The organism is Glutamicibacter sp. (genome assembly GCF_032154645.1).
In the GTDB taxonomy this organism is placed as follows: domain Bacteria; phylum Actinomycetota; class Actinomycetes; order Actinomycetales; family Micrococcaceae; genus Glutamicibacter.
Window position 1 is genome coordinate 38,444 of sequence record NZ_JALDXV010000023.1, and the last position, 16,054, is coordinate 54,497.

The following is a 16,054-nucleotide window of genomic DNA, read 5'->3' on the forward strand; positions in this document are numbered from 1 at the left end:
TTAGAAGTACCCTTCGGATTTGCGGTCTTCCATCGCCGCAGCGGAAATTCGGTCGTCGGCGCGGGTGGCACCGCGTTCGGTGAGCGTGGACACCGCCAGTTCGTCAAGCACCTTCTCTACGGTGTCTGCCGCGGAGAGCACCGCGCCGGTGCAGCTGGCGTCGCCCACGGTGCGGTAGCGCACCTGCTTGATGGTGATGGCCTCGTCCGGCTCGGGCTGGCTGACGTCGGTGACCGCGCGCCACATGCCGTCCCGCTCGAAGACCTGGCGCTTGTGGGCGAAGTAGATCGACGGGAGCTGGATGTTCTCGCGCTGGATGTAGGACCAGATGTCCCGTTCGGTCCAGTTGGAGATCGGGAAGGCGCGCACATGCCAGTCAGGCTGGTGGCGTCCGTTGTACAGGTTCCAGATTTCGGGCCGCTGGTTGCGCGGATCCCAGACGCCGAACTCGTCGCGCAGGGACAGGATGCGCTCCTTGGCGCGGGCCTTGTCCTCATCGCGGCGGGCTCCGCCGAAAACCACGTCGAAGCCGCCGGCCTCGATGGTATCCAGCAGGACGCGGGTCTGCAGGCGGTTGCGGGTGCCGTCGGGCAGTTCCTTCAGTTCGCCGCGGTCGATGTACTCCTGAACGGAGCCGACCACCAGGTTCAGCCCGTACTTTTCAACGACCGCGTCGCGGAAGTTGATGACCTCGCCGAAGTTGTGGCCGGTGTCGATGTGGACCACCGGGATCGGCACGCGGGCCGGGTAGACGGCCTTGGCCAGCAGGTGCAGGACCACTACCGAGTCCTTGCCGCCGGAGAAGAGCAGTCCCGGCTTGTCGAATTCGGCGAGTACCTCGCGGATGATGTGGATTGATTCGGCTTCCAGGGCGTCCAAAACGCTGCGCTGGGTTCCGGCTGGAGCGGGTGCAGTTACAGTCATTGAAATGTCCTTGGTTTTAGATGTGGATGCCGCATTCGGTCTTCGACAGGCCCGCCCAGCGTCCGGCACGGGGGTCTTCGCCCTCGGCCACCGGTCGGGTGCACGGCTGGCAGCCGATGGACGGGTAGCCGTGGGCCAGCAGCATGTTCACCGGCACCTGGTGCTCGGTGGCGTAGCCGATCAGCTCGTCGAAGCTCCACGGTGCCACCGGGTTGAACTTCACCAGGCCGTGGGTCTCGTCGAAGGTGACCAGCGGGGTGTTGGTGCGGGTGGGGGCCTCGTCGCGGCGCACCCCGGTGAACCAAGCGCCGTAGCCTGCCAGTGCCTTCTTCAGCGGGTCCATCTTGCGCAACTGGCAGCAGGCGGCGGCGTCGCGGGCAAAGAGGTCCTTGCCGAACTTCGCGTCCTGTTCTGCAACGCTCAGCTCCGGCAGGACATCAACCACGGTGACGTCCAGATTCCTGGCCACCTCGTCGCGGGTGATGTGGGTTTCGGTGAAGTGGTAGCCGGTCTCCAGGAAGAGCACGTCGACTCCCGGCAGCTGGCCTGCGACCAGGTGCGGGAGCACCGCGTCCGCCATGGAGCAGGCGACGGCGACGTCCTTGATGTCGAAGTGCTTCGCGGCGAAGGCGATCACCTGTTCTGCGGTGGCGTCCCAGCCGAGCTCTTCGGCTCCGGCGGCGGCGATGGCGCGCAGCTGTTCTTCGGTGTGTGTGGTGTAGGTGCTCACTTCAGTTCGTCCTCTTCGGCACGGTGCGCCCAGGCGGCGAAGGATTCGCCCTCGTTGGCGCTGTTCGAGTAGTTCTTGAGAACTCGTTCCACATAGTCCGGGACCTTGTCCGCCTCGACCTTCAGGCCGCGCACGGTGCGTCCCAGGCTTGCCTGGCCGTTTTCGAAGCCGGCGAGGGTGCCGCCGAGGTGTACCTGGAATCCGGACACCTGTTCGCCCGCCTCGTTGGTGATCAGCTGGCCCTTCAGGCCGACGTCTGCGGTCTGGACGCGGGCGCAGGAGTTCGGGCAGCCGTTCACGTGCAGCGACAGCGACTTGGGCAGTTTGCCCTCGTGGTCTGCCAGGCGCTTCTCGATTTCCTTGACCGCGTCGATGGTGGTGTTCTTGGTGTCGACGATGGCCAGCTTGCAGAACTCGATGCCGGTGCAGGCGATGGCCGAGCGCTTGAGCAGCCCCGGGAAGGCTTCCAGGCCCAGGGCGCGGGCGCCGCCGACGAAGTGGTCAACCTGGTCCTTGTCCAGATCCAGGGCGATGACCTTCTGGTGCGGGGTGGTGCGCAGGCGGAAGGAGCCGTGGGCCTCGAGCAGGTCGGCCAGGGCGGTGAGCTTGGTGCCCGAGACGCGGCCCACCTCCGGGCTCAGTCCCACGTAGAACTTCCCGTCCTTCTGCTCGTGCACGCCGGAGTGGTCCCCCGGTTCGGTGGGCTGCGGGCCCGGTTCGATGTCCGGCAGCGCATGGCCCAGGTATTCGTCCTGCAGCACCTGGCGGAACTTCTCGGTGCCCCAGTCGGCCAGCAGGAACTTCAGGCGGGCGCGGTTGCGCAGGCGGCGGTAGCCGTAGTCGCGGAAGATGGAAGTGACGCCCTCCCATACATCCGCAGCCTGCTCTTCGGTGACGAAGACGCCGAGGCGTTCGCCCAGGCGTGGATTGGAGGACAGTCCGCCGCCGACCCACAGGTCGTAGCCCGGGCCCAGCTCTGGGTGGATGATGCCAATCAGTGCGAAGTCGTTGATCTCATGGACCACGTCCTGGCTCGGGTGTCCGGAGATGGCGGTCTTGTATTTGCGCGGCAGGTTGGCGAATTCTGGGTTGCCGATGTAGCGGCGGGAGATCTCGGCGATCACCGGGGTCGGATCGATGATCTCTTCCTTGGCGATGCCGGCGACCGGAGATCCAAGGATGACGCGGGGCACGTCGCCGCAGGCCTCGGTGGTGTGCAGCCCCACGGATTCAAGGCGGCGCCAGATTTCCGGGACGTCCACGATGTCCACCCAGTGCAGCTGCACGTTTTGGCGGTCGGTGAAATCGGCGGTGTCGCGGGCGAATTCGGTGGAGATGCCGCCGATGACGCGCAGCTGCTCGGTGGTCAGTGCGCCGCCGTCGATGCGCACGCGCAGCATGAAGTAGCTGTCTTCGAGCTCGTGCGGTTCAAGGGTTGCGGTCTTGCCTCCGGGGATGCCCTGGGCGCGCTGGGTGTACAGGCCCCACCAACGGAAGCGGCCGTGCAGGTCGTCTGGGTCGATCGAGTCGAATCCCTGCTTGGAGTAGATCTCTTCGATGCGGGCGCGGACGTTCAGGCCGTTGTCCGCCGCCTTCATTTCTTCGTTGGCGTTCAGCGGGGTGGGCCCGTCGATCTTCCATTGGCCGTTGGGCTTGGCGGCCCGCTTGGGTCGTGCTGGTGTGGTTGTCTGCGTCATGGCACCCAGCGTATGGACTGACCCCTGGGTGCCTGCAACAAGGTTGTGTCACATGACTGCCCGTTGCTTTAACAGCTCATTCTTCGTCATCCAAGGACATAAAACCCGCCTCATGCAACGCATTCTCGAGTCGCACGAGGAAACATTGAGCAATAGTTACGTCAGGTAGCAAGGGGCTTGTCAGTCCGGCAGCGCCCGTGCTAGCAAGCTTGTCCTGGAAGTAGCCGTCTGCCAGCAGGGCACTGATCAGCAGCACCGGCGACGAGGCCGAGGCGACGACCTCTTCCGCCCGGGGGTTTGCACCGGCGCAGTAGGCGACCGAGACCTCGCGCCGCAGCTGCTCGGCAACGAGCCCCGCCAGCTTCCTGATCTGCTGCTGGCCGATCTCAAGGCGTGTGCCCGCGGCGGCCAGAACTACCTGCTGGTCTTCGGCTAGGTGCGCTTCGGCGCGTTCGGCGAGCACCTGTGCCAGCTGCGGCAGGGCACCCAAGGGGCTCGCGGCGGAGGCGTTGGGGCGAGCGGCCACCGCACTGGCGATGTCCTTGGTGGTGTGGACGCCGTCGGCCACCAACAGGGGAAGGACGATGGCCGGTTCACCGGCGGGCAGCTGCTCCAAGACCTGGGGCAATGCGGGTTCTTGGACATCCACGTAGGCTTCATGCCATTCAAGCTGAACAGCCCAAGCGCCGCTCTGCTCTTCCAGTTGCGCGCGCAGCTGATGGATCAGCTGCTGTCCGCGCGGATTGTCGGTGCCGTGCGAGGCGGCGAGGATGTGGATTCTGTGTGGTGCTGCAGGGCTCATGTGATGGGTCCTTCGGGTGGATTACTGCTCGTCACGGACGAGCTTGTGGTTTGCGGCCTGGGCCTGCGGGCGCAGCACGATCTGGTCGAAGTTCACGTGCCGCGGCGAACTGACCGCGTAGCGGATCACCTCGGCCACGTCTTCGGCCAGCAGCGGCTCCTTGACCCCGTCGTACACCTTGTCCGCTGCGTCTTGGCTGCCCAGGCGGCGCAGCGCGAATTCTTCGGTCTGCACCAAGCCCGGCAGCAGTTCCATGACGCGCACCCCGTTGGCGACTTCTTCCAACCGCAGCGCCGAGGTCATGGCGCTCTGCGCCGCCTTCGCCGCGTTGTATCCGCTGCCGCCCTCGTAGCTGGCCAGCGCAGCGGTGGAGGTGACGTTCAGGATCGTTCCCTGCACCTGGCGCAGGTGCGGGAGCAGGGCACGGGTCAGGCGCATGGTGCCCATGACATTTGCCTGCCACATGAACTCCCAGTTCTCATCCACCGCGTCGGCCCAGTATTCGGTGCCGCGGGCTCCTCCGGCAACGTTGACGAGCGTATCGACGCCGCCGTGTTCGGCAACGGTGCGTGCCAGTGCGTCGACGTCGCCTTGCACGCTCACATCCGCCGCCACCGCGATGGCACCGGTTTCCCCGCTCAGCGCCTGCAGCCTGTCGGCGCGGCGGGCGACGGCGAATACCTTCCAGCCTTCCTGGCGAAGGGCGCGTACTGTTGCCTGGCCGATGCCGCTGGAGGCTCCGGTGACTAGGGCAGAACGAGTTGTCGAGGCGTTTTCATTCAGAGTCATACCCTAACTCTATGACCTGTCGGCTTTACAGGCGTAGCTGGGCCGAGGGTTTTACAGCCATCGCGGCACCCGGGAGAGATACCGTTGATACTCTTGGCCGTATTTTTCGGTTAACACGTGTTCTTCCGCGGCGATTTGGAGCTTGTCCAACCACCACCATGCACCAGCTGCCGGAAGCATGGTTGCCGCTCCTCCGCGCCACAGGCCGTGTGCAACGATTCCACCGAGCATTCCCACATACATGGGATTGCGCGTAAAACCATTGGCCCCGGTGGTCACCAATGAACTGCTCGCCTCTGGCCGCAGGGGGTTGACGCTGGTGTGCGCCCTGTAGAAGGAGACATCGGCCCACACTGCGATCCCCATGCTGGCACTACCCACCACCACCGCAGCAACCTTTTCTCCACGGGTACTGCTGTGCCGCCGGGACAAAAGCATTTGACAGCCCACTGCGGCGGCGACGATCGCGGGGGGAGGAATCGGCGGAGCAGTACGAGTTTTCATGCACCGATGCTACGCCTCGCCGCGGCGTTGCGGCAGTGGTCCGCGCAATAATCACGGATGCAATTCTTGCCTGGAAAACGTGAAAGAATAGGTGCATGGCAGAAGAAAACTTGGGCACAGACACGCCCGCAACGGTTTCCGTTCCTGACAAGCCGGCTTTGGAAGGCTTGGAGGAACGTCTCTCGTCCCGGTGGCGCACCGAGGGCACCTATCACTTCAACGAGGACACGACCCGCGAGGCCGTCTACTCCATCGACACTCCCCCGCCGACCGCATCCGGTTCGCTGCACGTAGGACACATGTTCTCCTACACCCAGACCGACGTGTTGGCCCGCTACCAGCGAATGAACGGCAAGAACGTCTTCTACCCCTTGGGTTGGGATGACAACGGCCTGCCGACCGAGCGCCGCGTGCAGAACTACTTCGGCGTGCGCTGCGATCCAACCAAGCCGTACATCGAGGGCTACCGCCCGCCGGAGAAGCCTGCAAAGAACCAGCGAGACTGGGACGTCATCAGCCGCAAGAACTTCATCGAGGTCTGCGAAGAATTGGCAGTGGAAGACGAGAAGGTCTTCGAACAGCTCTTCACCACCCTGGGCCTGTCGGTTGACTGGCGCATGACCTACCGCACCATCGATGACAACTCGCGTGCCACCTCTCAGCGTGCCTTCCTGGACAACCTGGCCAAGGGCGATGCCTACATGGCCGAGGCGCCCACCCTGTGGGATGTCACCTTCCGCACCGCTGTGGCCCAGGCCGAGCTGGAAGACCGCGAAATGCCTGGCGCCTACTACCGCTACGCCTTCACCGCGCAGGACGGCGAGCAGGTCTTCATCGAGACCACCCGCCCGGAACTGCTGGCAGCCTGTGCCGCCCTGGTGGCGCACCCAGAGGACGAGCGTTACAAGCACCTGTTCGGCAAGACCGTCACCTCGCCGCTGTTCAGCGTTCCGGTCACCGTCCACCCACACCCGCTGGCCCAGGCCGACAAAGGCTCGGGCATCGCGATGGTCTGCACCTTCGGCGATCTGACCGACGTAACCTGGTGGCGCGAACTGCAGCTGCCAACCCGTCCGATCATCGGCCGCGACGGCCGCATCCTGGCAGATACCCCGGAATGGATCACCTCGGAAGCAGGCAAGGAGAACTACGCCCAGATTTCAGGCAAGACCGTCTTCTCCGCCAAGGAGACCATGGTCGAGCTGCTCGGCGAGGCAGGCCTGCTCGACGGCGAGCCAAAGAAGATCTCCCGTCCGGTGAACTTCTTCGAAAAGGGCGACAAGCCGCTGGAAATCGTCACCTCCCGCCAGTGGTACATCCGCAACGGCGGACGCGATGAGCAGCGCCGCGAACAAATGATCGCCCGCGGTCAGCAGATCGACTTCCACCCGTCCTTCATGCGCTCGCGCTACGAAAACTGGGTATCGGGTCTGAACGGCGACTGGCTGGTTTCCCGCCAGCGCTTCTTCGGCGTGCCGGTGCCGGTCTGGTACCAGGTCGATGAGCACGGCGAGCCGAACTATGATGCACCGATCCTGCCCGAGATCGCCCAGCTGCCGGTCGACCCTGCAGCCGACGCGCCAGCCGGATTCACCGAGGATCAGCGCGGCGCCGCCGGCGGCTTCATCGGCGACGCCGATGTCCTGGATACCTGGGCCACGAGCTCGCTCACCCCGCAGATCGTTGGCCGTTGGGGCCGCGACGACGAGTTCTTCTCCAAGGTCTACCCATTTGACCTGCGCCCACAGGGGCACGACATCATCCGCACTTGGCTGTTCTCCACCGCCGTTCGCGCAGATTCCCTGCACGACAACGCACCATGGAAGCACGCAGCCATCTCGGGCTGGATCCTGGATCCGGACCGTAAGAAGATGTCCAAGTCCAAGGGCAACGTTGTGGTCCCGAACGACGTGCTGGATCAGTTCGGCGCCGACGCGGTGCGCTACTGGGCAGCCAGCGCCAAGCTGGGCGCCGACACCGCTTATGAGGTCAACCAGATGAAGATCGGCCGCCGTTTGGCCATCAAGATTCTGAATGCTTCAAAGTTCGTGCTGAATCTGGGCGCAACCGAGGCCAATGTCCTGACCGACGATGCCGCGGTAGTCACCAACGGGTTGGACCATTCGCTGCTGACCCGCCTGTCGACCGTGATCGATGATGCGCAACGCGCCTTCGAGAACTATGACTACGCGCGCGCACTGGACATCACCGAGTCGTTCTTCTGGTCCTTCACCGACGACTACGTGGAGTTGGTCAAGGACCGCGCCTACGGCGGCCACGGCGAAGCGGAACAGGCAAGCGTCCTGGCAACCTTGGCAACTACCTTGGATTCGGTGCTGCGCCTCTTCGCTCCATTCCTGCCATTTGCTACGGAAGAAGTTTGGGGCTGGTGGCGTACCGGTTCGGTGCACCTGGCCCAATGGCCAAGCACCGCTCACCTGACCGCTGCCGTTCAGGGTGCCGATGCTGACGTGCTGCCAACTGTTGGCCAGGCGCTCTCAGGCATCCGCAAGGCAAAGTCCGATGCAAAGGTTAAGCAGCGCACCGAGGTTCTCTCCGGCGAGATCCATGCACCTGCAGAGGTCATCGAGAGGTTGAAGGCAGGCTTCGAAGATTTGAAGTCGGCCGCCAATGCCCGTGAGCTACGGCTCGTTGTTGCCGACGGTGAACTTACCGTCACCAACGTCGAGTTGGCTCCAGCAGAGGAAGCCTAAGGCTTAATGCAGATCGGCTGCGAATCTCAACTTGAGATTCGCAGCCGATCTTTTGTTTGTTCAGGATGATTCGGGGAAGCTTTCGGGACTGTCGATTTTCTGTCCTTCACGGTTGACCGTCAATTTTCTCGGTTTCGAGTCCCGCTGCCGTTCAGCTGTGAAATAGTCGAGCTGCTCGGAGGCGCTCTGTACCATCCGATGTACCGTTACAGGCTGCTCTTCGCTGTCCGATGGTTTCTGGCCCATCATCCCGCCTTGCTTTAGTTCTGTGCTTCCTGGTAGGACTGCTCGATGACGCTGCCCCAGTACGGACCAAACATCGTGTTGCGAACCCCGCTGTATCCAAAGCTGTTGACCGAGTTCTGGTAACCGCCCGAGCCGCTGCCCAGGAACCATGGGCCGCCCGACGAACCGCCGGTCATGTCGCAACTAATACCCTGTGACATGCTCTGTCCGTAGGGATCATCGATTGCCGAACCGCTGCAGGATTCCAAAGTTTGTCCATTGAAAGGTGATGCTGCAGGGTAGCCGAATGCAGTGTAGAACTCTCCTCGGGGCTGATTGAAAGCTACACCGGAAGCACCCACTTGATCGGTCAGGCTCACGCCGCTCTGGTCAGACACGACGGCGAAGGCGGTGTCGTAGGTGATGTCGCCTCCGGAAGTCCATTCGGTCGGAGCAACAAGTTCGGTGGCCGCAAAGGTGCCATATGGAGCATTTCCATTATCGTAGGCAGGGACGAATACCCACTTGGTGGCAAAGGTGCCAGGGCCTTCGTTCACGCAGTGACCTGCGGTTGAGACTGTTGATTCATTCGCGGAAACCACCGCGTTCCCTGAGCAGACGTAGTCCGCTCCCCCAAGGGTGAAGAAAACTTTGCCGATGTGCGAAACCGTTGGCTCAGAAGCTGGTTTCGTTGGCTTCCCCTTGAGGTTTTGCTGTCCCTTGGACAGAGAAGGTGATGCTGGCTCTCCCTTGATTTTTGCTGGCTTGCCGGTGGCGACGTCTGATGCCGAACCAGTCTTTCCTGCAACGAGGGAATCTGCGTTCTTTGCACCTTCCATCCGCTCGGGGGTCCAGTAGTCAATTGCTGCCTGCCCGCGAGCTTCTGATATTTTCTTCGAGTTGATATCTTGATGATCAACACCTGGAGCCGCCATGGCCATTGGTGCAGCACAAAGCGTCAAAGCGCTCGCTGCCACCGCGACCCCGGCCAGTTTCCTGCGGAGCTTGCCTGTGGACTTAATTCCAATAAAGGAACGGTCTTGCACGATTTTTCTCCTTGTCCAGTGGCTTCATTGCCACTAATGGTCAAGTGCCCTCAGCACTCGTGAGAGATAGTCAAACACACACTTCAAGCTTTCGCTAGAGAAAATTTTTGGTCACCGACGCGATCCTTCAGGTCTAATTACCCAAAAATTATGAAGTAAATAATGGACTCAATTGATGAGAATTCCAGACAATCAGAAACACCGCAAAGCTGGATTCAAACGAGTAGGTACGCTGCGATGCTCAGAGATCACGACAGTTTCTAAGAAATATCACAGTTTGATAACACCATCGATTGGTCAACCATTTGCGCGTAGAAAAAACGGAACTCTGAAAGACACGTAGAGCAATTTAAGCACCGCAGGGACTTTGGTGCACGAGAATCAATGCGAAAAAATTTCGAAATGCTTAGCCGCGCTTTCGCTACACACCTCATAACGATGTAACTGCGAGAATGTTTCCATCAATAGAGACGGCAAGAACGCCAGCTTCCACTACGTGGAATGCTGGCGTTCTTTGTTCTCTCCTTGCTTTCAGCCCCCTGAAACGAATTCTCGATTCCGAGCCTCACGCTTCCTCACCAAGCTCGACAACGGCCAAGATGCAGCGCCCAGTATCAACGACACCACAGACGTTGTCATCAGAACCCCAAATAGGCTGCCCATCACCTGGTGATACACGGATTCAGCTACCGCTGGACGCAAGGAGCCAAACAAAGCGACTCGAACATAGTCAAAAAGGAACGTGTTCATCGCTAGCGCACTTAATCCAAGCACAATACCCAGCGCCACAAGGGCCCTCGTCAAATACCTCGACTGCAGAAGTATCCCTGCCACAATGAACGTTGCAGCGACGTAAATCAACCATGGCCCGTAGCCTGTAATCATCCGGTAGACCTTTTGCACTGCAGGTAGCGCATCGCTCTGAATAACTCGCAGTTCCCACTGGGGATCAATATTCAGCATCTCGCTCATCCCGGGAATACCCAACTGCGACAACGGAGTAGAGATGTCGTTGAGAATAGTACTCAGTTGGAAAGTCAGTACACCGGCATCGTCAAGTGACATACTTTCGCTGTTACCACTGAGGACCGCTACGGTTTTCGCGTGGCTAGCTCGTACCGCGTCCTCCCACAAGGAGGCGAACTGCTCCGAGCGAATCACATTTGATACGCCACGGTTGATCAGTTCGTCGGATTTTGCCGCCAAACGCTCCGGAGAGAGCGCATTGGGCAACCAGGAGCTACCGGGAATTGCTTCAACTTTTGCTTCAATCTGTAATTGCTCTGAAATCGAAGCAGTGATCATTCCGGCTACATCGTCCTGCAGTCCTTGATTTCTTGCCAAGGGTGCCATGAGCGCGGTGAATCCGTCCGTATCGGTTAAGTTCTTCGTCGCCCAAAGACCTGTAATGGACAACGGAGCCAGAACGATTCCTAGAATGAGGCAAACTACTGCCACGATCGACCGATAACTTTGACCTGATGAGTTCAACGAATTTCCTTCCATCCCGCCACACAGGAAAAGCTTTATGGATCGACCCTAGCAAAGGAACAGGGGGCATCCATTGCCTAACGCCTCAGGAAGATTCGTGACATTTCTCGTTAAAAATCGATGGGGACGTTTCCAATGCTGGAAACGTCCCCCTCACGATTGCTACTACTGGAAAGTCGGAGCCTCTGTACGTGAACGCTTTAATTCGAAGAAATATGGGAATGCAGCCAAGGTCGCGGCGGCATCGAACATCTGGCCGGCCTCTTCTCCACGCGGAATGCGGGTAATCACCGGGCCGAAGAAGGCAACTCCATCCACTGCGATAATTGGAGTGCCAACGTCTTGGCCAACCTTGGTGATGCCTACTTCGTGGCTTGCTCGCAGTGCTTCATCATTGGCATCGGTATCGGCTGCTTCTGCCAAGCTCGCAGGAAGGCCAACCTTTTCGAGCGCCGTGGCAATGACTGCACCTCGGTCATCGATCTTTTCGTAGTGGAAAAGCTCCCCCATGGCCGTATACAACGAGTCGATGACTTCGACGCCATGCTCCTGAGCTGCCTTGATGATGACGCGAACGGGGCCCCAGGATGAGTCCATCTTCTTGCGGTAGTCGTTTGGAAGATCACGGCCTTCATTGAGTACTGACAGGCTCATTACGTGCCACTCTACGTCAATGTCGCGGACATTCTGGACTTCTTTGATCCAGCGGCTCGTTGCCCAAGCAAAGGGGCAGATCGGATCAAACCAGAAATCAACATGCCGGCGCTCGGCCATGTACTACCAACTTTCTTAAGTAATCTCGCTGGCGTACGTCGTCAGCGACAGAATATGACTCTTAGGCGGACTTCCTGTTGCGCTTCGCTGCCACTGCATGCGAAAGCAAGGTTGGGTCTTCGCCATCGATGACAGTCTCCCGAGTCACTACAACTTCAGCAATGTCTTCCCGGCTTGGCAGGTCGAACATAATGCCACCCAGTGTTTCTTCCAAGATTGCCCGTAAACCTCGGGCCCCAGTTTCACGTTCGATGGCCAATTCTGCAATTGCTTCCAATGCAGCCGGCTCGAAGCTCAGTTGCACCCCGTCCATCTGGAACATTTTTTGGTACTGCTTAACCAGAGCGTTCTTCGGTTCAGTTAAGACGCGGATCAGTGCATCGCTATCGAGGTGTTCAACCGTGGTGATTACCGGCAGACGGCCAATGAATTCAGGAATTAAACCAAACTTAAGTAGGTCCTCAGGCCTCACGTCTGAATAAGAAGCTGTCTCAGACTTCAGCGCTGTCAATGGAGCACCAAATCCAATGCCTTTGCGTCCTGCCCGTGAAGAAATGATCTCTTCTAGGCCGGCGAAGGCGCCCGCGACAATGAAAAGAATATTCGTGGTGTCCAGCTGGAGGAAGTCTTGGTGTGGATGCTTTCGTCCGCCCTGTGGCGGTACCGCGGCGACAGTTCCTTCGAGGATCTTCAATAGCGCCTGCTGTACGCCTTCACCAGACACATCGCGGGTGATTGAAGGGTTTTCGCTCTTGCGGGAAATCTTGTCGATCTCATCAATGTAGATGATGCCGGTTTCGGCTTTCTTCACATCGTAATCAGCCGCTTGGATCAGCTTGAGCAAAATATTCTCAACGTCTTCGCCTACGTAGCCTGCCTCGGTAAGGCTCGTTGCATCAGCTACAGCAAATGGAACATTAAGTTTCTTTGCCAGCGACTGCGCCAGATAGGTCTTGCCGCAGCCCGTCGGGCCAATGAGCATGATGTTGGACTTGGAGACTTCAACTTCGCCCAACGGATCTTCATTAGTGAGTGCGGCCACCGGTGCATGGTCTTGGTTTCCACGGATCCGCTTGTAGTGGTTGTAAACAGCCACTGACAGCGCACGCTTGGCGTTCTCCTGACCGATCACATATTCCTGAAGCGAATCAAAGATTTCGCGTGGTTTGGGCAGGGTGAAGTCCTCGCTGACCTGCTCTTCAGCGAATTCCTCAGCGATGATCTCATTGCAGAGTTCAATGCACTCGGTGCAGATGTAGACGCCGTGGCCTGCAATCAGCTTCTTTACCTGCTTTTGGCTCTTTCCGCAGAAAGAACACTTCAGCAGATCCGAGCCTTCGCTCATACGTCCCATCGCACCAATCTCCCATTTACTTCAGTAGCTGTGGACTACTTCAATTCTAGGCCAGGTAGTCCCCAAAATAGCCAAACATGGCGGTTTACCTGCGGGTCAGCGTTATCGAGTCAACGCCTCCAACTATGTAAACCGCCATGCTTTAGTACTTATTCCCGGTCGGACTAGTGTCCCAACTGCGCACGATTGAGCTTTCGAGGAGTCAATACCTCGTCAACAATGCCGTAAACCTTTGCTTCCTCCGCCGTCATGAACAAGTCACGTTCAACATCATCGCGGACCTTTTCCACCGTCTGGCCCGAGTGCGACGACAGGGTCTGCTCTAGCCAGCCACGCATGCGCATAACTTCTTCGGCCTGGATCTGCAGGTCGGTAGCAGTACCACGTTCGCCGCCGCCCATGGCAGGCTGATGGATCAGGACACGGGCGTTTGGTAGAGCCAGTCGCTTGCCAGGGGTACCCGCTGCCAGAAGTACGGCCGCTGCTGATGCCGCCTGGCCGAGGCAGACGGTCTGTACTTCTGGGCGGATGAACTGGATGGTGTCGTAAATTGCGGTCATTGCCGTGAATGAACCGCCAGGCGAGTTGATGTACAGGGTGACATCGCGCTCTGGGTCCATTGATTCAAGGACGAGCAGCTGCGCCATAACATCGTCTGCGGACGCGTCGTCAACCTGAGCACCGAGGAAAATGATGCGGTCTTCGAACAGCTTGGCGTATGGGTCCTGACGCTTGAAGCCGTACGGGGTACGCTCTTCGAACTGTGGCAGGATGTAGCGAGCCGAAGGCATCTGGCCGCTGGTTGCTTCAGTATTGAAGTACATGGTTTTCTCCTAGGACAAATCTGTGAAGTTCAAGCCGGTAAGTGGGCGACCGATTAGTTTTCGACTCCGCCGCCGCCGGTGACTGCACCGGCGTGCTTTGCGATCTGGTCGAAGAAGCCGTACTTCAGGCCTTCTTCTGCGGTGAACCACTTATCGCGCTGGTTGTCGACGAGGATCTGCTCTACACTCTGTCCGGTCTGCTCGGCAGTGAGCTCGCTCATGACCTTCTTCATGTGCATGATCAGCTCTGCCTGAATCTTGATGTCCGATGCGGTGCCGCCGATGCCGCCCGAGGGCTGGTGCATCAAGATGCGGGCATTCGGGGTGGCGAAGCGCTTGCCCGGGGTGCCGGAGGACAACAGGAACTGACCCATTGAAGCGGCCAGACCGGTCGCTACGGTCACCACATCGTTAGGGATGAAGTTCATGGTGTCGTAGATGGCCATGCCAGCGGTGATGGAGCCGCCCGGCGAGTTGATGTACAGGTAGATGTCCTTCTCAGGATCTTCTGCCGAGAGCAGCAGCAGCTGGGAGCAGATCGCATTAGCGTTGTCATCGCGGACTTCAGAGCCCAGCCAGATGATGCGCTCCTTGAGCAGGCGGTTGTAGATGTAATCCTCACGGCTTGCCGCATCAACGGTGGCCATGGTGGGAGTGCGCGAATCATTTGACATGTTCTCTACCTCTTCCAAACGTGTAGATCAGATTCTGGGATACATAGGTTGAACCCCAAAGCTGCAACTGGTTACTTGCAGATTACTTACTTCAAGTCCTTCATGGGGCGTTTCATGCCCCTGTTTCGCTCACGGCGCATGTAGCACGCCCGGAGCGAACAAAAATGGTCGTCGGCTAGCTTGTTTACACAAGCTGGCCGACGACCACTCAAGTACTTAGCGAAGACTACTTGGCTTCGGTTGCCTCTTCGGTCTCAACCTCTGCAGCTTCTTCTTCACCGGCTGGCTTCACGAAGGAGCTCAGGTCCACGGCTGCACCGTTGGAATCGGTGACGGTCGCGTACTCAAGAACCTTTGCCAATGCCTTACGGCGGCGAACTTCGCCCAACAGCATTGGAACCTGACCGGCACCGTCCAGCATCTGTGCGAACTGGTTTGGCTCCATGCCGTACTGGCCGGCGGTCTGAACGATGTAGTCGATCAGCTCGGACTGCTCAACGCCAACCTCTTCAGCGTTGGCAACAGCATCGAGGATGATCTCGTTCTTGAAGGCACGTTCGGTGTTCTCGCGAACCTCTGCACGGTGCTCTTCGGTGTCGTGACCCTCTTCGGAGTTTGGAGCGTTGAAGTGCTGATCGATCTGCTCGTCGATGACCGATGCTGGAACAGGAACCTCAACCAGTTCAAGCAGCTTGTCGAGAACGAGCTCGCGAGCCTCTACGCCCTGCTCAACGATCTTGCCTTCGGCAGCGGACTTGCCCAGGTCTTCACGCAGTTCAGCGATGGTGTCGAATTCGGAAGCCAGCTGAGCGAAGTCATCGTTGGCCTCTGGCAGTTCGCGCTGCTTGACGGCGGTGACTACTACCTTGACGGTGGCAGGCTTGCCGGCGTGCTCGCCGCCAGCCAGTTCGGTCTCGAAGGTTGCGTCTTCGCCAGCGGACAAGCCGGTGATTGCTTCGTCCATGCCCTCAAGCATGTTGCCGGAACCGATCTGGTAGGAAAGGCCCTGTGCGGAGTCAACCTCTTCGCCCTCGACGGAAGCGGTCAGGTCAATGGTTACGAAGGAGTCTGCAGCTGCTGGAGCTTCAACTTCCTTCAAGGTGCCGAAGCGGCCGCGCAGGTCGTCGAGAGCCTTCTCGATATCCTCGTCAGCAACTTCCTTGGCCTCTACCGAAACCTCGATGCCCTTGTAGTCGGGCAGTTCAACGGTCGGGCGGATGTCAACTTCCAGGGTGAAAGCCAGCTGGCCCTCGCCTTCCTTCTCGATAGAAGGAAGCTCGGTGATGTCTACCTCTGGGCGGGACAGTGGGGTGAGCTCGTTCTCAACCATTGCCTGCTGGTAGAAGTCGTTCAAGCCTTCGTTAACTGCGGTCTCGATAACGTAGCCGCGGCCAACACGCTGATCGATCAGACGTGCAGGAACCTTGCCCTTACGGAAGCCTGGGATCTGGATCTGCTGAGCGATGGTCTTGTACGCCTCATCGACGCGGGGCTTCAGTTCCTCGT

15 protein-coding genes are annotated in these 16,054 nt (G+C 59.3%); 1 reads left to right on the forward strand and 14 read right to left on the reverse strand.

Annotated elements, in window-relative coordinates; genetic code table 11:
* The 6 genes from cysD to RUH64_RS15045 all read right to left on the reverse strand — a co-directional run bounded on the left by cysD (nt 1) and on the right by RUH64_RS15045 (nt 5,446).
* Nucleotides 1–924, reverse strand: coding sequence for a sulfate adenylyltransferase subunit CysD (gene cysD, locus RUH64_RS15020; protein WP_313814468.1), 924 nt, complete (start codon nt 922–924; stop codon nt 1–3).
* Between the two features lie 16 nt (nt 925–940).
* Nucleotides 941–1,654: a phosphoadenylyl-sulfate reductase gene (locus RUH64_RS15025; RefSeq protein WP_313814469.1), complete on the reverse strand. Its 714-nt coding sequence runs from the start codon at nt 1,652–1,654 to the stop codon at nt 941–943.
* Entirely contained in the window at nt 1,651–3,351 is a 1,701-nt protein-coding gene (locus RUH64_RS15030; protein ID WP_313814470.1) for a nitrite/sulfite reductase, read from the reverse strand. Before RUH64_RS15030 ends, RUH64_RS15025 begins: the two co-directional genes overlap by 4 nt.
* Nucleotides 3,352–3,427: 76 nt before the next feature.
* Complete coding sequence (locus RUH64_RS15035) at nt 3,428–4,153, reverse strand: CbiX/SirB N-terminal domain-containing protein (RefSeq protein WP_313814471.1); 726 nt, start codon at nt 4,151–4,153, stop codon at nt 3,428–3,430.
* A 21-nt stretch (nt 4,154–4,174) separates the two neighbouring features.
* Entirely contained in the window at nt 4,175–4,942 is a 768-nt protein-coding gene (locus RUH64_RS15040; protein WP_313814472.1) for an SDR family oxidoreductase, read from the reverse strand.
* A 51-nt stretch (nt 4,943–4,993) separates the two neighbouring features.
* The gene (locus tag RUH64_RS15045; RefSeq protein ID WP_313814473.1) at nt 4,994–5,446 is read right to left on the reverse strand and encodes an isoprenylcysteine carboxylmethyltransferase family protein; all 453 of its coding nucleotides are present in this window, start codon (nt 5,444–5,446) and stop codon (nt 4,994–4,996) included.
* A gap of 95 nt (nt 5,447–5,541) precedes the next feature.
* Between RUH64_RS15045 and valS the strand changes: the two genes are divergently transcribed.
* The gene (gene valS / locus RUH64_RS15050) at nt 5,542–8,160 is read left to right on the forward strand and encodes a valine--tRNA ligase (RefSeq protein WP_313814474.1); all 2,619 of its coding nucleotides are present in this window, start codon (nt 5,542–5,544) and stop codon (nt 8,158–8,160) included.
* A 60-nt stretch (nt 8,161–8,220) separates the two neighbouring features.
* Here valS and RUH64_RS15055 read toward each other — a convergent pair whose 3' ends face one another.
* The 8 genes from RUH64_RS15055 to tig form a co-directional block, all read right to left on the reverse strand.
* Nucleotides 8,221–8,406: a hypothetical protein gene (locus RUH64_RS15055; RefSeq protein WP_313814475.1), complete on the reverse strand. Its 186-nt coding sequence runs from the start codon at nt 8,404–8,406 to the stop codon at nt 8,221–8,223.
* Between the two features lie 14 nt (nt 8,407–8,420).
* On the reverse strand, nt 8,421–9,431 hold the full coding sequence (locus RUH64_RS15060; protein ID WP_313814476.1) for a trypsin-like serine protease: 1,011 nt from the start codon (nt 9,429–9,431) through the stop codon (nt 8,421–8,423).
* A 531-nt stretch (nt 9,432–9,962) separates the two neighbouring features.
* Complete coding sequence (locus RUH64_RS15065) at nt 9,963–10,922, reverse strand: hypothetical protein (RefSeq protein ID WP_313814478.1); 960 nt, start codon at nt 10,920–10,922, stop codon at nt 9,963–9,965.
* A 165-nt stretch (nt 10,923–11,087) separates the two neighbouring features.
* Nucleotides 11,088–11,696, reverse strand: coding sequence for a DsbA family protein (locus RUH64_RS15070; protein WP_313814479.1), 609 nt, complete (start codon nt 11,694–11,696; stop codon nt 11,088–11,090).
* A 61-nt stretch (nt 11,697–11,757) separates the two neighbouring features.
* Nucleotides 11,758–13,050: an ATP-dependent Clp protease ATP-binding subunit ClpX gene (clpX, locus tag RUH64_RS15075; RefSeq protein WP_313814480.1), complete on the reverse strand. Its 1,293-nt coding sequence runs from the start codon at nt 13,048–13,050 to the stop codon at nt 11,758–11,760.
* Between the two features lie 164 nt (nt 13,051–13,214).
* Nucleotides 13,215–13,874, reverse strand: coding sequence for an ATP-dependent Clp protease proteolytic subunit (locus RUH64_RS15080; RefSeq protein WP_313814481.1), 660 nt, complete (start codon nt 13,872–13,874; stop codon nt 13,215–13,217).
* A 53-nt stretch (nt 13,875–13,927) separates the two neighbouring features.
* Nucleotides 13,928–14,521 (reverse strand): ATP-dependent Clp protease proteolytic subunit, encoded by a 594-nt coding sequence (locus tag RUH64_RS15085; protein ID WP_313814485.1) that lies wholly within the window; start codon nt 14,519–14,521, stop codon nt 13,928–13,930.
* Nucleotides 14,522–14,774: 253 nt separating this feature from the next.
* Nucleotides 14,775–16,054, reverse strand: a 1,280-nt coding sequence (gene tig / locus RUH64_RS15090) for a trigger factor (RefSeq protein ID WP_313814482.1), incomplete at its 5' end; no start/stop codon positions are given.